The sequence below is a fragment of the Rhodococcus sp. YL-1 genome (assembly GCF_001942025.1).
Taxonomy (GTDB): domain Bacteria; phylum Actinomycetota; class Actinomycetes; order Mycobacteriales; family Mycobacteriaceae; genus Rhodococcus_F; species Rhodococcus_F qingshengii.
The window spans coordinates 2,785,209-2,806,269 of the sequence record NZ_CP017299.1 but is presented as its reverse complement, the minus strand read 5'-3'; the positions used below and the strand labels follow the sequence as shown (position 1 = coordinate 2,806,269).

Below are 21,061 nucleotides of genomic sequence, written 5' to 3'. Positions count from 1 at the left end.
CTGCGAGCGGTAGTTGTGAACGCGTTCGATAGGCTGTCATCAGCATGTCTACAACACCACCGGCCCCGCTCTCCCCCAAGCGGAGTGACCTGAAGAGCGCGCTGGCGCAGGTCTCACTCCGCGACGAGAGTCGACTCCGTCGCAAACTCGACCGTGCCCGCACACCAGACGCTTTGGTGGCGCTGGCCGAGGAAATCGAAACGGCGCGCACGCGGTTGGCCGCACGCTCCGCCAATGTTCCCGCAGTCTCGTATCCGGAAGCTCTGCCCGTCAGTCAGCGCAAGGACGACATCGCGACCGCGATCTCGGAGAATCAGGTTGTCATCGTCGCCGGCGAGACCGGCTCGGGTAAGACAACCCAGATCCCGAAGATCTGTCTCGAACTCGGACGTGGCGTCCGCGGTTTGATCGGACACACACAGCCGCGCCGGTTGGCAGCACGCACCGTTGCCGAACGTATCGCCGAAGAACTCGACACCGAACTCGGCGACGCCGTCGGATACACCGTGCGGTTCACCGACCAGGTCTCGGACCGCACCTACGTCAAGCTCATGACCGACGGCATTCTCCTCGCCGAAATTCAGCGCGACCGTATGCTCCGACGCTACGACACGCTGATCATCGACGAAGCGCACGAACGCAGTCTCAACATCGACTTCATCCTCGGTTACCTGGCTCAGCTGCTCCCCCGCCGACCCGATCTCAAGGTCATCATCACGTCGGCGACCATCGATCCCGAGCGCTTCGCCAAGCACTTCGCTGTCGACGGTAAGCCCGCGCCGATCGTCGAGGTATCCGGGCGAACATTCCCTGTCGAAATGCGTTACCGGCCACTGACCGTCGAATCCGGCGACATCACCTTCGACCGCGATCCCGTCGACGCGGTCTGCGAGGCGGTCGACGAGCTGAGCGCGGAGGGCGAAGGCGACATCTTGGTCTTCCTCTCCGGCGAACGCGAAATTCGCGACACCGCAGATGCTTTACGCGATCGGCGTCTTCGCAACACCGAAATCGTCCCGCTGTACGCGCGGCTGTCTGCCGCCGAGCAACACAAAGTGTTCTCGCCGCACACCGGCCGACGCGTCGTCCTTGCCACCAACGTGGCCGAGACCTCGCTGACCGTTCCCGGCATTCGGTACGTCGTCGATCCGGGCACAGCGCGCATTTCGCGATATTCGGTGCGCACCAAGGTTCAGCGGTTGCCGATCGAGCCCATTTCGCAGGCGTCAGCTCGTCAGCGTTCCGGGCGTTGCGGCCGCGTCGCCGAAGGAATCTGCATCCGCCTGTATTCCGAGGAGGACTTCGAGTCACGGCCGGCATTCACCGAACCGGAGATCCTGCGAACCAACCTCGCATCCGTGATCTTGCAGATGACGGCCCTCGGCCTGGGCGACATCGCGGCATTCCCCTTCGTCGAACCGCCGGACCAGCGCGCCGTGAAGGACGGAATCGGACTCCTCGAAGAACTCGGCGCCATCGCGCGAGGTTCCGAGGCCAGCCACCCCGAACTGACGCCGGTCGGCCGCGAGCTGGCCCAGATTCCGGTGGATCCGCGGATGGCACGGATGCTGGTGGAAGCCAAGAACAACGGTTGCCTTCACGAAACCCTTGTCATCGTCGCGGCGTTGTCCATCCAGGACGTTCGCGAGCGGCCCGCCGAGTTCCAGCAAGCCGCCGACGAAAAGCACGCCCGCTTCAACGTCGAGAACTCCGACTTCCTGGCCTACCTGAAACTGTGGGACTACTTACGCGAACAACGTAACGATCTGTCCTCCAACCAGTTTCGCAAGATGTGCCGGAACGAGTTCCTGCACTGGCTCCGCATCCGCGAATGGCAGGACTTGCACGGGCAACTCCGGCAGATCACCCGCGGTCTTGGCTGGACAGTGGGAGAGACACCGGCAAGCGAGAACGCGATCCATCAGTCGCTCCTTGCCGGGTTGCTCTCGCATATCGGGCTACGCGAGGGCGAGAAGCGGGACTACCTCGGCGCCAGGGGCAGCCACTTCGCGATCTTCCCCGGATCGGGACTGTTCAAGAAGCCACCACGCTGGGTCATGGCCGCCGAACTCGTGGAAACGTCGAGGCTGTGGGCGCGCATGTCCGCGCGTATCGAACCCGAGTGGGCTGAAAAGCTCGCCCCGCACCTGGTGAAACGGACCTATTCCGAACCGCACTGGTCCTCCAAGCGCGGCTCGGCGATGGCATACGAGCGGGTCACTCTCTACGGAGTTCCTCTGGTAACCGGCCGCGCAGTGACGTACTCACGAATCGATCCCGAGGCCTCTCGCGATCTCTTCATCCGCCATGCGCTCGTGCAGGGCGAATGGCAGACGAACCACAAGTTCTTCCACGAAAACCGTGCACTCCTCGACAACGTCGAAGAACTCGAGAACCGCGCGCGCCGACGCGACATCCTCGTCGACGACGAAACTCTCTACGAGTTCTACGACGAACGTATCGGCCAGGAAGCCGTATCCGCCAAGCATTTCGACCAGTGGTGGAAGACCGAGCGGCGCAAGAATCCGAGTCTGCTGACTTTCACACCGGAAACGGTGGTCAACTCCGACGCAGCTGCAGTACTGGGCGGCGAGTACCCGGACGCCTGGCGCCAAGGCGACATGCAGTTTCCACTCACTTACCAATTCGAGCCGGGAAAAGACGACGACGGCGTCAGCGCGCACATCCCGGTCGGCCTGCTCGCGCAACTTCAGCCGGTCGGCTTCGACTGGTTGGTCCCCGGTATGCGCGTCGATCTCGTTACCGCTCTGATCAAGACGTTGCCCAAGAACATTCGACGCGCTGTCGTTCCGGCTCCGGATTATGCCGCCGCAGCGTTGGCAGCAGTCAAACCTCGATCCGAGCCGTTGATGACCGCAATGGCCCGCGAACTCTCGCACTTGGGCGGGATCCAGATCGACGCCAAGGACTTCGATCCCGCCGCGCTGCCCGACCATCTTCGGATGACGTTTGTCGTCGAGGACGAATCGGGCAAGGTTCTCGCGAAGGGCAAGGATCTGGCGCAGCTACGACGCACACTCGCCCCGCGCGTGCAGAAGGAAGTGGCCAAGGCGGCAACCGGAACCGAACGGGCAGCGGCAACCGTCTGGACATCCGAAACCCTGGGCGCATTGGAACAGACCATCACTCGCTCCATCGGCGGACAGCAGGTGACCGGCTACCCAGCTCTGGTGCCGGAGAACGGCGGAGTTGCCGTTCGTGTCCTGAGTACGCCGGCCGCGCAGGCGCAGGCGATGAGGGAAGGTACGCGGGCGCTTCTCCTCGCGGCCGTTCCCACCCAACTCAAGGCAGTGACCGCCGGCTTGTCGAACACTCAGCGTCTGGCTCTCGGCCAGAATCCGGACGGCGGCTTGGAGGCCCTCGTCGAAGATTGCCGGGTGGCAGCTGCCAACGAAGTGATTGCGGCCCACGGTGGACCGGTACGCACGCCTGAAGCGTTCGATGCCCTGGTGAAGATCGCACGCTCCGAACTGGCCGGACGCGTTTCCGCGATCCTGCGCATGATTGTTCCGATCCTCGAACAAGCACACCAACTGAGCGTCGTGCTGGACCGCTCGCGCGGCGAGGCAGCCGACGACGTCCGAGAACAGCTGACCTCACTGCTGTTTCCTGGATTTGTCGCCGAACTGGGATCGGCCCGCCTACGCGATTTACCGCGGTATCTTGCCGCAGCAAAATTCCGTCTCGAAGCTCTGCCCGCAAGTGCACAACGAGATCAGCAGGCTATGGATGTCCTCGACCGGGTGTACGCAGCGTACGACCGGTTGTTGAGTTCACTTCCCGAAGAGCGTCGCACTGCTCGAGATGTCGACGCGATCAGTTGGATGATCGAGGAACTGCGCGTGAGCCTGTTTGCGCAGTCCCTCGGTACACCCACACCGATTTCCGAAAAGCGAGTCCTGAAAGCTATCGAAGCGATCAAGCGTTGATGTTCGGCGAGAATTGCGCGATCAGTAGATTGTCTGAATGTTGACGTTGGTGAGGAAACCGCCAAAGGTGGCAACAGTGTTGGCGAACCCGAGGGTTACCAGGCTGTTCACGACTCCGAGAACTGCAACTAAGTTCATAACGCCTCCGTGAAGATCCGAGATGCGGACGAACGTACCTGGTAGACACTAAGCGAATAACGTGCCCGATTTGTTCGATTGTTCGCTTTGTGTTCTCAGCGTTACCTAAGACCGCTCTGTGCTCTCAGCGTTATCTGAGGCGAAGGCCTCAGTCGACGGAAACGGTCTCGGCGCCGGGAGCCTTCTCGGCGGCACGGGTCTCTGCATGCTCGCGCATGTCGGTGATCTCACGTTCGAAATCCGCAGCCGAGCTGAAGGACTTGTACACCGATGCGAATCGCAGGTAGGCGACTTCGTCGAGATTTCGAAGCGGATCGAGGATCGCGAGCCCTACCTCGTTACTGGGAATTTCGGCAGAACCCGAAGCTCGAACGGCATCTTCGACCTGCTGGGCGAGCAAATTCAGCGAATCGTTGTCCACTTGGCGGCCCTGGCATGCGCGACGCACACCTTTGACAACCTTTTCTCGGCTGAAAGGCTCCGTGACGCCGCTGCGCTTCACGACCGAGAGAACTGCCGTCTCGACCGTGGTGAATCGGCGGCCACACTCGGGGCACGAACGGCGCCGCCTGATCGCCTGGCCCTCGTCGGCCTCGCGCGAATCGACCACTCGGGAATCAGGGTGCCGGCAGAACGGGCAATGCATCGGGGTTCCTTCGTTGTCGCCGAAATGGCCGCAACTCAGATTCGCTACCGACTGCAAATCCTCCGACGATTTACAGAGCAGATCCACGTACTCAACGCGACCACCCGAGGTGGTGGGACTGTCAAGTGGACAGCTTACTCGCTGTGAACGGACTGCTCTCACGCTCGGTACGCCCCCGCCTGGTACGGGGTAGGTCAGCGCCCCGAGGCCGGCACGATCAGCGTTTGTCCCACTGACAGTCCGGAACTCGACATCGCATTGAGATCCATGATCTGCTCGATCACCGAACCGACAGCCTGGCCAGGTGCAACCTTGGCAGCAATATCACTGAGGGATTCACCCGCGGCAACGCGAACCACTTCGGTCGCGCCGTTTGTCGCAGCTACGTCACCACTCGACAAAGCGCCGATCCCCACCAACGCCAACACTGCGAATGCGGTGAATACGGCGCCCAGGAAAACCGTCTTCCAACCGACATCCTCGGCGGCCACTTCATGTTCGACCCGTGACACACCGACCCTGTTTCGGTGCGCGAAACTTCCTCCGTACGGGCGTGACGAATCGTGCTCGCTGTCCCACCGGCGAGGAGATTCGCGCAATGAACGCGAACCTGAAACCGCGCCCACCGCCGGAACCCGGCGAACGACGGCCGCCTGCGGTTCGTTGTCGACATCCCTGGCCACGCCATGCATTTCGGCCGCTCCGCGCCGTTCGAAGGACACAGCGTCTGCATCGGGCCCATAGAACGAGGGGTGGTACTTCAGTGCCGACGTACCGTCGAAACCAAACGCGTCGAAACCAATCGCGTCGTCGAAAACCCTGTTGCTTTTCAGTGCTGCGTTACCCATCGTGACCTCCGCTGGTCGACACCGATCGATGTGTTCGATCATGCGTTCGATGGAACGCATGTTCGAATTTCTACCACGCCTGGCCGACAATGTCTCTACTTGGAGCGACACGAATCGAACAGATGTTTGAAACCGCGAGCAAATCCGGCTAGATTCGTGTCAGACCACACAGCGGGAATTGCGAAAGCCTCCGTGTTTGTCGACAGCTCGAATGTTGGCAGGAGGCACCGACAGGTTTCTGCGCGACTTGCACCAGGCACTTTGCAGGCACTTTTGCAGGCAGTTTTCAGACACGACTTCTTCAGACACGGAGGCAACAGGCCATGAAGGACGATCGCTCCAGCACAGCCGCGGAGGCAGGAGCATCTGCAGTTCCGTCTCCGTCGAGCGAGACGCTCACCGAGCGTCAGCGGCGCGTTCTCGAAGTGATCCGCGATTCGGTGACGGAACGCGGGTATCCGCCGAGCATTCGCGAAATCGGGGATGCGGTGGGGCTTACCTCCACGTCGTCGGTCGCGCATCAACTGCGAACGTTGGAGCGCAAGGGCTTCCTTCGACGCGATCCCAATCGCCCTCGTGCAGTCGATGTTCGGGGTCTCGACGAGGTTGCGGCCGATACCGCCATCGCGTCGGTGTCGAAGCATTCCGGCGAGTACAACAGTGCCGACCCGCTGCCAGAGCCGGCGTTCGTCCCCATCCTGGGCCGCATCGCTGCCGGCGGACCGATCCTCGCCGAGGAAGCTGTGGAGGATGTGTTTCCACTCCCCCGCGAGCTCGTCGGCCAAGGTTCGCTCTTCATGCTCAAGGTTGTCGGTGAGTCGATGATCGATGCAGCGATCTGCGATGGCGACTGGGTTGTCGTCCGTCAGCAGAACGTCGCCGAGAACGGTGACATCGTGGCCGCAATGATCGACGGCGAAGCCACCGTGAAGACGTTCAAGCGTACGAAGAAGGAGGTGTGGCTGATGCCGCACAACGACCTCTTCGAGCCGATTCCCGGCAACAACGCCGTCATCTTGGGCAAGGTTGTCACGGTCATGCGGAAGATCTGAGTTCGCTCGCACCCTCGATCACAAAACTCTGGGCCCCGGCATCAGCCGGGGCCCAGAGTCTTTTCGTGACGATCAGCGGTCCATCACCCGAATCAGAGATTCAGCGAACGTCCGATGATCTCCTTCATGATCTCGGTTGTGCCACCGTAGATGGTCTGCACACGAGAGTCCATATACGCCTTGGCAACCGGGTATTCCTTCATGTAGCCGTAGCCTCCGTGCAGCTGGAGGCAGCGGTCGATGAGCTTGACCTGAGCTTCGGTGGTCCACCACTTCGCCATCGCAGCTTCCTGCACGGTCAGCTTCTCGGCATTGAGCTGCTCGATGAACTTGTCCACCAGGATGCGCACTGCCGTGGTCTCCGTTGCCAATTCGGCCAGTACGAATCGGGTGTTCTGGAAGCTGCCGATCGACTTGCCGAATGCCTTGCGGTCACGGCAGTACTGGATCGTGCTCTCGAGAACCGATTCCATTGCGGCGGCAGCAACGACGGCGATCGAGAGTCGTTCCTGGGGAAGGTTCTTCATCAAGTAGAAGAAGCCCATTCCCTCTTCGCCCAGCAGGTTGGCAGCGGGAACGCGTACGTCGGTGAAGCTGAGTTCGGCGGTGTCCTGAGCCTTCATGCCGATCTTGTCGAGATTGCGTCCTCGCTCGAAGCCGGGCATGTCCCGCTCGACCACGAGGAGGCTGAAGCCCTGAGCACCCTTGTCCGGGTCGGTGCACGCGACAACGATGATGATGTCGGCGTTGATTCCGTTGGTGATGAAGGTCTTCGAACCGTTGAGTACCCAGTGGTCCCCGTCGCGAACTGCTTTCGTCTTGATGCCCTGCAGGTCGCTACCGGTACCCGGTTCGGTCATCGCGATCGCCGAGATCAGCTCACCCGACGCGAATCCGGGTAGCCAACGCTGCTTCTGCTCCTCGTTGGTCAACTCCAGGAGGTACGGCGCCACCACGTCGTTGTGCAGCGTGAAGCCGATACCACTGAAGCCACCCTTGGTGGTTTCCTCGGTGATGATCGCGTTGTAGCGGAAATCCTTGACACCGCCGCCGCCGAATTCCTCAGGTACCGCGGTTCCCAGGAATCCCTGCTTTCCGGCCTCGACCCAGACGTCACGATCGACGATGTTCTGCTCTTCCCACTTCTCGTGGTTCGGTGCCACGTGCTGTGCCAAGAACTTCTGGTACGACTCCCGGAAGAGTTCATGTTCCGGTTCGAACAGGGTGCGCTCCACGCCGACTCCTTGCAATTCGATATACGGCACTTCAGTGATGTACCCGGTGGGGACGATGTACCCGGTCGGGATGTTTTCGCTGAGACTGGGCACGCCGAAGTTCGCGGGCCCACGTCACTGCCTCCGACGGTAGAACCTGTTGCGATACCCGTCGATGACCCGAACGATCACGATTCGTGACTGTAGCGGTTATCTGTTACTCGAAGTACGGAATTTGGCGAGGTATCGCATGATCGGGTAGGCGACCAGGATGCCGATCGACCCCCAAGCGATGCCGCCCAGCTCGACCGAACCAATGGTCAGCGTCAGGTTCCCGATGCCGGCAACCAGTGCGGCAGCGGCGACGGTCAGGTTGACCGGATCGGTGAAGTCCACCTTCGCTTCCATCCAGATGCGCACACCGAGAATGCCGATGAGTCCGTAGAGAACCATCGTCGCACCGCCGATGACGCCGTTCGGAACCGTGAAGACCAGTGCACCGAATTTGGGCGAAAATGCCAGGATCACGGCGGTGGCGGCCGCTACCCAGTACGCCGCGGTCGAGTACACACGCGTCGCTGCCATGACCCCGATGTTCTCGGCATACGTGGTGGTTCCGGATCCGCCGCCGGCGCCCGCCAAGGTCGTGGCGAGACCGTCTGCAAACAGCGCATTGCCGGCCAGGTCATCGAGGGACTTTCCCGTCATGGCGGACACCGCCTTGACGTGTCCGACGTTTTCGGCGACCAGAACGATCACCACGGGCAGCGCGAGCACGATCACCGACCAGTCGAACGACGGTCCGTGCAGACTCGGCAGCCCGAACCAGTCGGCTTCGCGCAGAGCGGACACTCGTTCACTGTCGAGACCACCGATGACCGCGGCGAAGACCCAGCCGATCACTACGCCGACCAGAATGCCCAACCGGCCGAGCAGCCCGGGACCGACGACCGTGACCAGCAGGATCGAAACGAGCGTGACCGTGGCGATCAGCGGCTGCGATTCGAAGGAACCGACCGCCGTCGGAGCGAGGTTGAGACCGATCAGCGCGACGACGGCGCCTGTCACTACCGGCGGCATGACGGCGTCGATGACCCGGCTGCCGATCAGACGTACGGCGACGCCGATCAACATCAACACGATGCCGACGGCCATGACGGCACCGAGCTGCGCGGCCGGGCCCGATCCTGCCGACGCTGTCAGCGGGGCGATGAACGCGAAGGACGAACCGAGATAGCTCGGGATCCGGCCCCGGGTGATGAGCAGGAACAGCGCGGTGCCGATACCCGAGAACAACAGCGTCGTCGTGACGGGGAAGCCGGTGATGGTCGGAACGAGCAGTGTCGCTCCGAACATCGCGATGACGTGTTGCATCCCGATTCCGATGGTGCGCGGCCAACTCAGTCGTTCGTCCGGCGCCACGACGGCTCCGTCGGCGATCCGCTTGCCGTCTCCGTGGACAGTCCAGCCGATTCCGCCGGCCCCGGTCATTGTTTCTCGTTCGATCACAGGTCGAAATACTAGAGGTCAGGCGCTCGGTCTCCGACCGAGACCAACGAAACCAGTTCAGCTGATTGCGTCGGCCGCCGCTTTGCGCGCTGCCACCGGATCACCGGTTGCCAGCACCGCCGCCGCAGCCGCCTCACATTGCGCCATGGTGACTGACCCGACCTTCGCTCCCACACCCGCGACCGACGCCGCAGCGCACGACAGCGAGGAAACTCCGAGTCCGGCCAGAACACACGCCAACAGTGGATCGGCGGCCGCCTCACCGCAGACGCCGACGCGCTTGCCTGCCGCCTGACCGGCCTGGGCCGTACGTGCGACAAGGGCGAGCACCGCGGGCTGCCACGGATCGGTCAGGTCGGCGAGTTCGGAGGACATCCGATCAGCGGCCATCGTGTACTGAGCGAGGTCGTTGGTACCGATCGAGAGGAATTCGACGTGTTCGAGAATCTGGTCGGCCAACAGCGCCGCCGCCGGGATCTCCACCATCACACCGGGAACGAGATCGCGTGCCCGCACCGCATCGGCAAAACGTTTCGCCTCGGCCGGGGTGGCGATCATCGGTGCCATCACCCACGGCGACGAGTTCGTCGACGCCGCAGCTGCGGCGATCGCGTCCAGCTGGCGGTCGAGAATCCCCATGTCCTGCCAGGCGATTCGCACCCCGCGAACGCCGAGGGCCGGATTAGCTTCCTCTTGATGGTTGGCGAATTTGAGCGGCTTGTCCGAACCCGCGTCCAACGTGCGAATAATGACCTTCTTGCCTGAGAAGGCCTCGAGAACTTCGGCGTAGATCGCCGCCTGCTCGTCAACGGTCGGTTCGGTCTCACGGCCGAGGAAGCAGAGTTCGGTCCGGAAGAGCCCGATGCCTCCCGCTGCGGTCAACGCCGCGGCGCGAGCGCCCGCGCCGTCTTGAACATTGGCGAGAACGTCTACCGGCCGACCGTCCGACGTCCGGCCTGGTCCGGTCCACGTGCTGACGCGTTCGCGATCGATCCGGGATTGTTCGACCAGTTCGCGCGCCTGTTCGGGATCCGGCTCCGCGATCACGTCGCCGGTGGTTCCGTCGATCAGAATCGGTGTTCCGGCCGCGATGGATTCCAATTCCTTCGCAGCCACGATGCACGGGATGCCCAACTGCCTCGCGATGATTGCCGTGTGGCTGGTCGGGCCGCCGAAGATGGTCACGAGTCCGATGATCTTGGTTGCATCGAGGCCCGCGGTGTCCGCAGGAGCCAGATCGTCCGCGCACAGCACCGACGGCGTCTCGGGCATCGGAACTCCGGGTTCGGGCAATCCGGAGAGTTCGGCGATCACGCGGTCGCGGATGTCCTCGAGATCGGTGACGCGCTCGGCCATCACACCGCCGACCTTGGTGAACAGCACCACGAACTGCTCCGTCGCCGCGATCGCAGCCTGCACCGGGGGCACTCCGCCGGCGATCGACTTCTTTGCCGCCCCGATCCAGCCGCGATCGGCTGCCATCGCCGCGTTGGCCTGCAAGACCTCGGCGGCCGCGCCTGTGGCTTCGGCAGCCCGTCCGAGAAGGCGGTTCTCGACAGCCTTCGCTGCTGCGACGAAGGCGTCTGCAGCGGCCTCTCGATCGGCCTCGTCGAGTGCGGGCGCATCGGTGACGAGTTCTGGTCGGCTGGACGGCCAGATAGCCGGGCCGTAGGCAATTCCGGGCACGACGGGGGTGCCGTGCACGGTGATTCGGTTGAGCTGTTCGGTCATCTGTCCTCCTTGAGCGATGGGCCCGGTGCCACACCGGATCACCTCGAGCGCGTAAAGCCCTCACCTTCGTTGTGACGAAGATTACTCCCAAGTCTTGACATGTCAACACACTCGGGCGTAAAACAACATAAAGCAACATTCACTGTGATCCACAACGCACCGTCGGATCACATTTCGGAATCGGAGAGCACGTGTACGCGGAAGAACGCCAACAAGCGATCGGCACCATGGTGTCGCAGCGCGGACGCATGTCCGTGGCGGCGCTGTCGGAGACCTTCGGTGTGACCACCGAGACCGTGCGTCGCGATCTGGCCTTCCTCGAGCGGATCGGACAGATCAGGCGTGTACACGGCGGCGCCGTTCCGACCGGATCCCTCCACGTGACCGAACCGGGCATGGCGGAACGCGATCAGACCCGCGCGCAACAGAAGGACCGGATCGCCCGCTGCGCGGTCACCTATCTCCCTCCTACCGGCGGCAGCGTCATCTTCGACGCGGGCACGACTACGGGCCGCATGATCCCCGAACTACCGACCGAGAACGACTTCACGGCCGTGACCAATTCCGTGCCGATCGGCGCACGACTGGCATCGATGAACTCGATTTCCCTGATCCTGCTCGGCGGACGAGTACGCGGGGTGACGCAAGCCGCGGTCGGCGAGGACGCTCTGCGCCTGCTGAGCACGTTGCGGGTCGACGTCGCCTTCGTCGGAACCAACGCGATCAGCGTCGGGCACGGCCTCTCCACCCCGGACAGCGAAGAGGCCGCCGTCAAACGAGCGATGGTCAAGGCCGCCAATCACGTTGTCGTGGTGGCCGATTCCAGCAAAGTCGGCCGCGAGCACTTGATCAGCTTCGCACCACTCGACAGCATCGACGTCCTCATCACCGACGAAGAGATCAGTCCCACAGACACATCCGAGTTCCACGACCACGGAATCGAGGTGGTGATCGCATGATCGTCACACTGACAGCCAACCCGAGTATCGATCGGACCGTACAACTCGAGCAACGGCTCGAACGAGGCTCCGTCCTACGCGCCCACTCCACTCGCAGCGACCCCGGCGGCAAGGGGGTCAACGTGGCGCGTGTTCTCGCCGCAGCCGACCTCGACGTGCTCGCGGTGCTGCCGGGAAACGGTGGTGACCCTCTGCTCTCGGCGCTCGCAACCGGTGGGATTCCCCACATCGGCGTCGCCACAACGGGTCCGGCTCGCACCAACATCACCATCGCGGAACCGGACGGGACCACGACGAAGATCAACGAACCGGGCGCAACGCTGTCCGGTTCGACACTCGACGCCCTGGCACAGGAGTTGATCGCCCGCGCCGATACCGCACTGTGGTTCGCGCTGTCCGGCTCACTGCCTCCCGGCGTTCCGCTGGGGTGGTACGGCGAACTGGTCGCCGCGCTGCGCGATCACCCGTGCAAGGTGGCGGTCGACACCTCGGACGCCCCGCTGACGGCACTCGCCGAAGGCTTCCCCGGCTCGGCACCTGATCTGCTCAAACCCAACGGCGAGGAACTCGCGCAACTGACCGGCGTCGACGGCCACGTCCTCGAACGTGCTGCCGAGAACGGTGATCCCGGGCCTGCAATCACGGCGGCGCAGCGATTGGTCGATCGCGGCGTCGGCAGCGTGCTCGCCACGCTCGGCGCAGCCGGTGCCGTCCTCGTCACGGCCGACGGCGCGTGGATCGCCACCGCTCCCCCGATTGTCGCAGTCAGTACCGTCGGCGCAGGCGATTCGTCGCTGGCCGGCTACATCCTCGCCGAAGCGGGCGGCGGCTCGGAATCCGAGCGGCTACGTCACGCGGTCGCCTACGGAAGCGCCGCTGCCTCCCTTCCCGGCACAACCCTTCCCACACCCGAACAGATCGATCTGGCAGCGGTTTCGGTATCTGCAGCAGATGCCGCCTCTCCCATCCCCGTCCCCACCGAACTCGCCTGACGCCCTAAGGAACCTGACATGTCCGATACCACCGCAGCCGGCAGTTCCGGCCCGGAGATCATCAGTCCCGAACTGATCTCACTCGACACCGACCTGGGTTCGACCAAGGAAGATGTCATTCGTTCTCTCGCAGCGCGATTGACTGCAGCGGGACGGGCGAGCGACGCCGCGGGATTGGTCGATGCCGCACTCGCTCGCGAAGCGCAGTCCGCGACCGGACTGCCCGGCGGAATCGCAATTCCCCACTGCCGCGCCGAGGCTGTCTCGTCCGCGTCCCTGGGGTTTGCTCGACTCGATCCGAAGGTCGACTTCGGTGCACCCGACGGCCCCGCCGATCTGGTCTTCCTGATCGCGGCACCCGAAGGCGCCGGGGCCGAGCACATGAAGCTGCTCTCCTCCTTGGCCCGAGCACTCGTCAGGCCCGCGTTCGTCACGTCACTTCGTGAAGCGTCGACGCCGGACGAGATCGTGAGACTGGTCGACGAGGTACTAAATCCCGCGCCGAAGGATCCTGCAGCAAAGGCCGCGGCAGCGACACCCCCGGCACCTGTTTCCACCGGGAAACACGCTACCGAGGAGACCCCGGCACCAGCGCCCGCGGAGCGTCACATCGTCGCGGTCACCGCCTGCCCGACCGGAATCGCTCACACCTACATGGCGGCGGACTCACTCGTCGCCGCGGGTGAACGCGCCGGCGTCAAGGTGCACGTCGAAACCCAAGGTTCGAGCGGAAGCACCCCCCTTGACCCTTCGGTGATCGCCGGAGCCGCCGCGGTCATCTTCGCCACCGACGTCGGAGTGAAGGGCCGCGAACGATTCGCCGGTAAGCCCGTCGTCGCTTCCGGTGTGAAGCGGGCAATCAACGAGCCGGACAAGATGCTCGCAGAAGCGTTGCGCGCCTCCGAGAATCCCGCCGCCGCCACCGTTGACGGCACCGCGGCAGCGGCCGCGGATTCCGATGCCGGTTCCGTAGGGTTCGGCACCCACCTCCGTCAGGTCCTCTTGACCGGTGTCAGCTACATGATCCCGTTCGTCGCGGCCGGCGGTCTGCTGATCGCACTCGGCTTCCTGCTCGGCGGATACGAGATCTCCGGTCCGGCCAAGGACATCGTTCTCAACAACTCGATCACCAACCTTCCCGACGGTGGTCTGGCCACCTATCTCGGCGCAGTGCTGTTCCAGATCGGTTCCTTGGCATTCAGCTTCCTGGTGCCCGCCTTGGCCGGCTACATCGCCTTCGCCATCGCCGACCGGCCTGGCATCGCTCCCGGCTTCACAGCCGGCGCGGTCGCCGTGTTCGTCGGTGCCGGTTTCATCGGCGGCTTGGTCGGTGGTCTCATCGCCGGTGTCGTCGCGCTCTACATCGGCCGGATCGCCGTCCCGCAGTGGCTGCGAGGCCTGATGCCGGTGGTGATCATTCCGCTGTTCGCGACGCTGGTCGTCGGAGCACTGATGTTCATCGTCCTCGGGCGTCCGCTCGCCGCGATCACCTCCGGTCTCACCGACTGGCTCAACGGACTGTCCGGCAGCTCGGCCATCTTCCTCGGCATCATTCTCGGCCTGATGATGTGCTTCGACCTCGGTGGACCGGTCAACAAGGCGGCTTACGCCTTCGCCGTCGCCGGACTCAACGTCAACGACCCGGCCACTTTGCGCATCATGGCGGCTGTGATGGCTGCCGGTATGGTTCCGCCGCTTGCCATGGCACTTGCCTCGACGGTGCTGCGTCCCAAGCTCTTCAGCGAAGCCGAACGGGAGAACGGAAAGGCTGCCTGGTTGCTGGGTTCGGCATTCATCTCCGAGGGCGCGATTCCGTTCGCCGCTGCCGACCCGCTTCGCGTGATCCCCTCGATGATGGCGGGCGGCGCGGTCACCGGCGCGCTGATCATGGCTTTCGACGTCACTCTCAGCGCCCCGCACGGCGGGATCTTCGTCTTCTTCGCAGTCGGCGGAATCGGCTGGTTCCTGGTCTCGCTCGCCGCGGGAACCGTGGTAGCTGCGCTCGCCGTCGTCGGAGCCAAGGAGTTCTTCCGCAAGGGGCCGTCCGATGCCGAACTCGACCCCGAAATCGTGCCCGCTGCGGCATGATCGACAGCAGGCAACACTGCAGTCACCACCTGAGTCACCAGATCTGCCCGAACACCCCATAACGTCCGCAACGACAGTTCTACAACGAGGAGATCCCATGCCCAGCAAGACAGTTGCCGTCGGTTCCGCAGTCGGCCTCCACGCCCGCCCCGCCGCTCTCATCGCCGAAGCAGTCGGAGCCTCCGGCGCCACGGTCACCCTCGCAGTCGCCGACGGCGAACCCGTGGATGCAGGTTCGGCACTGATGATCATGACGCTCGGAGCCGCCAAGGACACCGAAGTAACCATCGAGTCCGACGACGCCGACGCACTCGCCAAGGTCGCCGAGCTGGTAGCCGCTGATCTCGACGCCTGACCCGATGTCAGTCGGTGCTGTGTAGCGGGCCGGACACTCTCACGGAGTCAGTGCGAGTGTCCGGCCCAGCCAGTCCATTTCGAGTTCCAGAGCAGTGCCCCACACATCACCCGAGTGCCCGCCGGGAAGGGTGTAGTAGTCCACGTTCATGTCGGCGGCGCGTGCAGCCTCGAACATGATCTCCTGCTGAGGGCGGTAGATGTCGTCGTCCTCACCCGCGACAAATACACCAGACAACTGCGGATACCGATTCTGCGCCATCAGGTCTCGGGCGTTGACCGCGTCGAAAGCGTCTTCGTCGCCGTCGAACATGGCAGCCACAGTGTCCTCGTGGTCACCGGTCGACGGTTCGTCCTGGCCGGAGAAGTCCAGGAACGACGGGTATCGGTCCGGGAAGTTCACGGCCATCTCGATCGCGCATGTCCCGCCGTAGGAGAACCCACCGATAGCCCATTGCGCAGCGTCCGGATTCACTTGAAGGTTCGATTCGATCCAGTTCGGGACGTCCTGGTCCAGATACGTCGCGACGTTGCCGAGCGCAGAATCCATGCAGCCGGGGTTGGCGTCGTAGTCCCCCAACGCGTCGGGCACCACCACGACGGGAGCAAGCCCGGAATGCCTCGACGCATAGGCGTCGACGGTGGTCGCGAGCCGGCCACTGTCCAGCCAGTCGCTGGGGCTGCCGGGCTCACCCGCCACCAACACCAGTACGGGCAACTCGGCACGCGGATCGGCAAGATAGGCCGGCGGGAGATACAGCGTCGCAGGCCTCGCGTCGAATCCCGAAACGTTTCCTGGAATCGCCGCTTCCGTCACGACACCGTTGCTCGGCATCCGCACCGGAACCTGCCAATGAGTTTCGGTGGGCAGTCCCCGTTGTACCCAAGGTTCGGCCCCGGGGAGCGAATCGAAGGCAATGTTCTCGACCGACCCGACCGGCCAGTGCCCGACCAGTGAGCCGAGCGTGGGATAGGTGCCGGTCTGCGCGTTGACCTGACCCACTGCGACGATCGCGGCCAGCCCGGCGAATGCCGTCACCGAAAGGCCACGCGCAAGCCCTGGGCGCCGAAGGAGAACGAGTGCGGCGCCGATGACTCCGAACATCGCCAGCGCTATCCAGACAAAATTCGACGCCGGTAGCTGCGCGGGCAGCGGCCGAAAGCTGAGCCACACGAACGTCGCACCGGTGGCTGATCCGAGCACTGACAGACCTAGCGCGACCAACGCGGCCCGACGCGGCAACCACCGAAGCAGAAGCAAGGTGCCGACGCCGACGATGACGGAACCCACGAGCAGCGCTGCGGTGATGTGTCCGTGCTCGAGTGACATACGCGAGAGCCGCGTCAGGAGTTGATGCCCGTGCATTCGTTCCAGTATCCACATCTACCGTCGGTCTGCGAATTCGTGGAATTATCGGGAATCAGCGGCGTCGTCGAAATCTCACGAATGCCGCGCCCCCGATCGCACATCCTGCCGCGACCAACCCGGCCCACACGAATGTCCACGGATCGACCCCGACACCGACCGAACCGGCAGACGAGTCAGCCGTCGCTTCTGTCGCGTCCACGAGCGCTCGCATCACGTACACCGGAGGCAACGCTCCGCCGGCAGATTCCGAACCGATCAGAACATCGCCCGCCTCGTTGAATGCCACCGCCTCACCCTGAGGCTCCTTCGGGAGCGGGATCCGCAGCGGTTCGGTACCGGTGAGCGTCGCGCCGATTCCGCCGTCCACGACTTCGTACAGGTACAGGTCGGAGTAACTCCGGAGTGCGATCGCCGAACCGTCCGACGACACCGCTCCCCCGGTGAACATCACCGACACGGGCTTCTCCGGTCCGAGGGACACGGCTCCGACGCGCTCGAGCGGCGTCGGGCCGGGCTGCGCCAAGTCACTCAGTTTCTGATCCCCGACCGGTGTGTAGACACTGCTTTCGCCGAACAATTCCTTGGTCACGACAAAAACGTGGCCGTCGGGGTCGAGCAGTATCGACTCGGTGTCGTGCGCACCGTCCGGGTACGTGAGGCGGTGCAACGTACCGTCACCGGAATCGAGGTCCATCGTGATGAACGCCACTGTTTCGCGGGTCCGGAGGTTGTCACCGGTGTCCGAGAGAACGAGCGTTCGCCCACTCACCGCAAGATCTTCGACGTCGTAAGGGTCTATCGGGACCGGAATCTGTTTCTGGACAACACAGTTCAGGTCCATTTCGAATACGAAGTCGTCACTGCCGCCGTCGCCCATCGCGTAGATCCGATCGTCGACGACGACCATCCCCGACAACTCCTGGAGCGCAGGATCGGTAGGCGTACAGAGTGGGGCGAACTCGCTCGGTTCGAACGACGACGCCTGTGCGAGCGCTCCGGGAAGCAGTGCGGTTGCCGTAGTCGCAGCAATCACCGCGACCACGGCCCCGAAACTACGCACTAGGTGCGTAGTCGACCAATGCCGAGGCCAACATCTGTGGCACGCGTGCGTGCACCCGCGTGCCGGCCTCTTCGTGAGTCGATTCCAAAATCGTTCCGTCCGAGTGGATTCGAGCCATCAAGTCACCGCGCGTGTACGGCACCAGCACGTCGACCTCGACCTCCGGCCGAACCAGCACCTCGCTGAGATGTGCTCTTAGTTCGGCGATTCCCTCACCCGTACGCGCCGAGACGAACACGGCACCAGGCAACAGACCACGTAGTTGCGTCAACGTAACCGGATCTGCCGCGTCGATCTTGTTGACCACGATCAACTCCGGCGGAGCCTTCGAATCCGTCTCGCGCAGAACATCGGTGACGACTTCCCGCACAGCCTTGATCTGTTCTGTCGGCAACGGATCCGAACCGTCGACCACGTGCAGAAGCAGATCCGCGTCGGTCACTTCCTCGAGAGTCGAGCGGAATGCCTCGACCAACTGAGTCGGAAGGTGTCGCACGAAGCCGACCGTGTCGGTGAGTACGTACTCGCGGCCGTCGTCGAGTGCTGCGCGGCGAGTGGTCGGGTCCAAGGTGGCGAACAACGCGTTCTCCACGAGCACACCCGATCCGGTGAGCGAATTGAGCAGACTCGATTTGCCCGCGTTGGTGTATCCGACGATGGCGATCGACGGGATGTCGCTCTGCAATCGACGTGTGCGCTTGGTGTCGCGAGCGGCCTTCATGCCCTTGATCTCGCGGCGTAGTTTTGCCATGCGCTCACGAATACGACGGCGGTCCGTCTCGATTTTCGTTTCACCGGGACCACGCAGACCCACACCGCCGTTACTGCCGGCACGGCCACCGGCCTGGCGCGACATCGACTCGCCCCAACCACGCAGACGCGGGAGCATGTACTCCATCTGAGCAAAAGCGACCTGCGCCTTACCCTCACGCGAAGTGGCGTGCTGAGCAAAGATGTCGAGAATCAGAGCTGTCCGGTCGATGACCTTGACCTTGACGATCTTCTCCAGCGCCGTGAGCTGCGCCGGCGTCAGCTCACCGTCGCAGACGACGGTGTCGGCACCGGTCGCCAGCACAACTTCGCGCAGTTCCTGCGCCTTGCCGGAACCGATGTAGGTGGCAGCGTCAGGTTTGTCGCGACGCTGAACCAGTCCTTCGAGGACCTCGGAGCCTGCCGTCTCGGCAAGTGCGGCCAACTCGGTCATGCTCGCCTCGGCCTGCTCGGCAGTTCCCTGCGTCCAGACGCCGACCAGGACAACTCTTTCGAGTCGAAGCTGGCGGTACTCGACTTCGGTGACGTCCTCGAGCTCGGTCGACAGACCGGCCACGCGGCGCAGGGCGCCGCGATCTGCGAGTTGCATCTCACCGGTCGACGGGTTGCCCGATGCGGACGCTGCCGTGTATTCGGCTTGCGCGTACTCGGACTGCTCGTGAGCGGTGGACTCTTCGTTTTCATGTGTGTTCGTCATACAAGATCCATGGTCCCACGAAACCTGGCCACGGTGCATCCGTATTTCCTGCAGGCGTATTTCCCGCGGGCGATATCACACGAGCGATTGCCACCAGGCATCGCTGATCGTCCCGTTCGCCACCAGAACTGAGGGCCCCCGCAACGACCCTTTGCCGCCTTCGACGGTGACCTGTACCTCGCCGCCGAGCACGCGCACCAGTACCGAGCCTTCATCGCGGCCGTCGTACCTCAGCGCCGCGGCCGCAGCTGCGACCGTTCCGGTTCCGCAGGAACGAGTCTCGCCCACACCGCGCTCGTGTACGCGCATGTGGACCCCACCGTCGTGGATCGGAGTCACGATCTCGATATTGACGCCGTGCGGGAAGAACCCGGGATCGAAGCCCGGCGAAACACTCAAATCGAGCGAACTCAACACTTCTGGCGTCACGTGCTCGTCGACACACGCCAAATGCGGATTACCGACGTCGATCCCGACACCGGCGAAGACGCGGCCGTCGATTGTTGCCGAACTGGTGCCGAGGTCCTTGATCGGGCCCATCGCCACGGTCACGTCACCATGCGTGGCGTCGTAGCCGTGCACCACGACCGGACGCGCTCCGGCGCGGCTGCCGACCACGAACTCGTCCTTGCTCTCCAAGCCCGAGGCCTTAAGATAGTGGGCGAATACGCGAACGCCGTTTCCGCACATCTCGGCGATGGAGCCGTCGCTGTTGCGGTAGTCCATGAACCAGTCTTCGGCAGCGACGCCGTCGGGCAGCGCACCGAGCACGCCCGCGTCCGCAAGTGCGCCTGCCCGGGCGACACGAAGGATGCCGTCGGCGCCGAGGCCACGCTGACGATCACACAACGCTGAAACTCGCGCCGACTCGAGATCGATCCGAACGTCGAGGTCAGGGAGAACAACGAAGTCGTTCTGCGTGCCGTGGCCCTTACTGAAATCCATGGTCGCCATCCTATCCGGACCTACCGAGCGATTTACGCAGGTGACGCGGTGACCACCACGTTCTGTTCGTAAGTGAAGCCGGACGGCAACGAGGGATCCGGCACCGTCGCGCCCCCGCAGGTCACCAGGACAAGCCTGGGCGCACCGGATTCGGAGAAGAACTCCGCAGGCAAAGCCACCTTTTCGTACAACTTCAGACTCGCTGCGTGATAGGTGAACATCGTTCCGGTGTCGTCACTGACATAGATCGGTGTTCCAGGCTTCATCTGGTGCAGCGCCCACAAGGCGCCGTGCGTGCGGTCACCGTCGTCGACGTGGCCGGCAACAAGATTGGTACCCTCCGAAGATCCGAACTGAACGCCGTTGGTGAAATGCGAAACCTTGTCAGGATGCGGAAGGATCATTCCGCGGTTGGCGCCGAACCCACTGGTCACGATATCGGCTCGCACATCCAGATCGGGAATCGCGAGCGTGTTCGGCGGCAGATCCGTCGGCGCAGGCGCCCAACTCGCCCCTGGATCGGTTGGGGCTCCCACGTCGAAGGGCGCTTCGGGAACAGGTGCGCTGATGGGCTTCCCGGCCGCACTCACCGCAAAGTAGATCAGTACCCCGCCGACCGTGAGAAATGTGACGAGCAGAAGAACCAGCGGTAGCCGACCCGCGCGTCGACGTTTCGGATGCGCGTGCGCCGCGGTCTGCGCCATGTTCGTTGTCCTCCAGTCCGTCGATCGCGAAACC

Annotated in this window: 16 protein-coding genes; 6 read left to right on the top strand and 10 right to left on the bottom strand. The window is 63.5% G+C overall.

The annotated features are described in order from the left end of the window. The first annotated feature begins 44 nt into the window (after window positions 1-44). Complete coding sequence (gene hrpA / locus BH682_RS13125) at window positions 45-3,950, top strand: ATP-dependent RNA helicase HrpA (protein ID WP_050655801.1); 3,906 nt, start codon at window positions 45-47, stop codon at window positions 3,948-3,950. A 286-nt stretch (window positions 3,951-4,236) separates the two neighbouring features. Here the strand turns inward: hrpA and nrdR are convergent, their stop codons facing one another. Further along, complete coding sequence (gene nrdR, locus BH682_RS13120) at window positions 4,237-4,734, bottom strand: transcriptional regulator NrdR (protein WP_030535543.1); 498 nt, start codon at window positions 4,732-4,734, stop codon at window positions 4,237-4,239. Window positions 4,735-4,928: 194 nt separating this feature from the next. After that, window positions 4,929-5,642 carry a LysM peptidoglycan-binding domain-containing protein gene (locus tag BH682_RS13115; RefSeq protein WP_003942242.1) on the bottom strand — a complete coding sequence of 238 codons (714 nt, stop codon included), beginning with the start codon at window positions 5,640-5,642 and terminating at the stop codon, window positions 4,929-4,931. Window positions 5,643-5,905: 263 nt separating this feature from the next. Here BH682_RS13115 and lexA point away from each other — a divergent pair, with 263 nt between their 5' ends. Further along, complete coding sequence (gene lexA, locus BH682_RS13110) at window positions 5,906-6,634, top strand: transcriptional repressor LexA (RefSeq protein WP_007735195.1); 729 nt, start codon at window positions 5,906-5,908, stop codon at window positions 6,632-6,634. Between the two features lie 92 nt (window positions 6,635-6,726). Here the strand turns inward: lexA and BH682_RS13105 are convergent, their stop codons facing one another. From BH682_RS13105 to BH682_RS13095, 3 genes are all read right to left on the bottom strand, one after another. Further along, a complete protein-coding gene (locus BH682_RS13105) occupies window positions 6,727-7,869 on the bottom strand; it encodes an acyl-CoA dehydrogenase family protein (protein ID WP_007735194.1) in 1,143 nt (380 codons plus the stop codon). Between the two features lie 189 nt (window positions 7,870-8,058). Beyond that, complete coding sequence (locus BH682_RS13100) at window positions 8,059-9,339, bottom strand: uracil-xanthine permease family protein (protein ID WP_020907537.1); 1,281 nt, start codon at window positions 9,337-9,339, stop codon at window positions 8,059-8,061. Between the two features lie 75 nt (window positions 9,340-9,414). After that, a complete protein-coding gene (locus BH682_RS13095; RefSeq protein ID WP_064688803.1) occupies window positions 9,415-11,088 on the bottom strand; it encodes a putative PEP-binding protein in 1,674 nt (557 codons plus the stop codon). 191 nt (window positions 11,089-11,279) lie between these two features. Between BH682_RS13095 and BH682_RS13090 the strand changes: the two genes are divergently transcribed. From BH682_RS13090 to BH682_RS13075, 4 genes are all read left to right on the top strand, one after another. Next, window positions 11,280-12,047, top strand: coding sequence for a DeoR/GlpR family DNA-binding transcription regulator (locus BH682_RS13090; RefSeq protein ID WP_003942134.1), 768 nt, complete (start codon window positions 11,280-11,282; stop codon window positions 12,045-12,047). Continuing rightward, window positions 12,044-13,039, top strand: a complete 996-nt coding sequence (locus tag BH682_RS13085) for a 1-phosphofructokinase family hexose kinase (RefSeq protein WP_042450660.1) — start codon at window positions 12,044-12,046, stop codon at window positions 13,037-13,039. Before BH682_RS13090 ends, BH682_RS13085 begins: the two co-directional genes overlap by 4 nt. Window positions 13,040-13,057: 18 nt before the next feature. Then, window positions 13,058-15,127 carry a PTS fructose transporter subunit IIABC gene (locus tag BH682_RS13080; RefSeq protein WP_050655799.1) on the top strand — a complete coding sequence of 690 codons (2,070 nt, stop codon included), beginning with the start codon at window positions 13,058-13,060 and terminating at the stop codon, window positions 15,125-15,127. 97 nt (window positions 15,128-15,224) lie between these two features. Continuing rightward, window positions 15,225-15,482: an HPr family phosphocarrier protein gene (locus tag BH682_RS13075; protein WP_003942144.1), complete on the top strand. Its 258-nt coding sequence runs from the start codon at window positions 15,225-15,227 to the stop codon at window positions 15,480-15,482. Between the two features lie 39 nt (window positions 15,483-15,521). Here BH682_RS13075 and BH682_RS13070 read toward each other — a convergent pair whose 3' ends face one another. The 5 genes from BH682_RS13070 to BH682_RS13050 all read right to left on the bottom strand — a co-directional run bounded on the left by BH682_RS13070 (window position 15,522) and on the right by BH682_RS13050 (window position 21,027). Continuing rightward, complete coding sequence (locus tag BH682_RS13070) at window positions 15,522-16,847, bottom strand: alpha/beta hydrolase (RefSeq protein WP_223304447.1); 1,326 nt, start codon at window positions 16,845-16,847, stop codon at window positions 15,522-15,524. Window positions 16,848-16,902: 55 nt separating this feature from the next. After that, window positions 16,903-17,892 (bottom strand): hypothetical protein, encoded by a 990-nt coding sequence (locus tag BH682_RS13065; RefSeq protein ID WP_223304446.1) that lies wholly within the window; start codon window positions 17,890-17,892, stop codon window positions 16,903-16,905. Window positions 17,893-17,902: 10 nt separating this feature from the next. After that, window positions 17,903-19,378 carry a GTPase HflX gene (gene hflX, locus BH682_RS13060; RefSeq protein WP_065455669.1) on the bottom strand — a complete coding sequence of 492 codons (1,476 nt, stop codon included), beginning with the start codon at window positions 19,376-19,378 and terminating at the stop codon, window positions 17,903-17,905. A 75-nt stretch (window positions 19,379-19,453) separates the two neighbouring features. Beyond that, a complete protein-coding gene (gene dapF / locus BH682_RS13055; protein ID WP_058226373.1) occupies window positions 19,454-20,323 on the bottom strand; it encodes a diaminopimelate epimerase in 870 nt (289 codons plus the stop codon). A 32-nt stretch (window positions 20,324-20,355) separates the two neighbouring features. Further along, window positions 20,356-21,027: a class F sortase gene (locus tag BH682_RS13050; protein WP_042450667.1), complete on the bottom strand. Its 672-nt coding sequence runs from the start codon at window positions 21,025-21,027 to the stop codon at window positions 20,356-20,358. Window positions 21,028-21,061 lie beyond the last annotated feature (34 nt).

Excerpts from the sequence above, each read along its gene's own strand:
- nrdR (WP_030535543.1), bottom strand. The coding sequence starts at position 4,734 with ATGCATTGCCCGTTCTGCCGGCACCCTGATTCCCGAGTGGTCGATTCG.
- BH682_RS13085 (WP_042450660.1), top strand. The coding sequence starts at position 12,044 with ATGATCGTCACACTGACAGCCAACCCGAGTATCGATCGGACCGTACAA.
- hrpA (WP_050655801.1), top strand. The coding sequence starts at position 45 with ATGTCTACAACACCACCGGCCCCGCTCTCCCCCAAGCGGAGTGACCTG.
- BH682_RS13100 (WP_020907537.1), bottom strand. The coding sequence starts at position 9,339 with ATGACCGGGGCCGGCGGAATCGGCTGGACTGTCCACGGAGACGGCAAG.
- BH682_RS13075 (WP_003942144.1), top strand. The coding sequence starts at position 15,225 with ATGCCCAGCAAGACAGTTGCCGTCGGTTCCGCAGTCGGCCTCCACGCC.
- BH682_RS13050 (WP_042450667.1), bottom strand. The coding sequence starts at position 21,027 with ATGGCGCAGACCGCGGCGCACGCGCATCCGAAACGTCGACGCGCGGGT.
- BH682_RS13095 (WP_064688803.1), bottom strand. The coding sequence starts at position 11,088 with ATGACCGAACAGCTCAACCGAATCACCGTGCACGGCACCCCCGTCGTG.
- hflX (WP_065455669.1), bottom strand. The coding sequence starts at position 19,378 with ATGACGAACACACATGAAAACGAAGAGTCCACCGCTCACGAGCAGTCC.
- dapF (WP_058226373.1), bottom strand. The coding sequence starts at position 20,323 with ATGGATTTCAGTAAGGGCCACGGCACGCAGAACGACTTCGTTGTTCTC.
- lexA (WP_007735195.1), top strand. The coding sequence starts at position 5,906 with ATGAAGGACGATCGCTCCAGCACAGCCGCGGAGGCAGGAGCATCTGCA.
- BH682_RS13080 (WP_050655799.1), top strand. The coding sequence starts at position 13,058 with ATGTCCGATACCACCGCAGCCGGCAGTTCCGGCCCGGAGATCATCAGT.
- BH682_RS13070 (WP_223304447.1), bottom strand. The coding sequence starts at position 16,847 with ATGCACGGGCATCAACTCCTGACGCGGCTCTCGCGTATGTCACTCGAG.
- BH682_RS13115 (WP_003942242.1), bottom strand. The coding sequence starts at position 5,642 with ATGCGTTCCATCGAACGCATGATCGAACACATCGATCGGTGTCGACCA.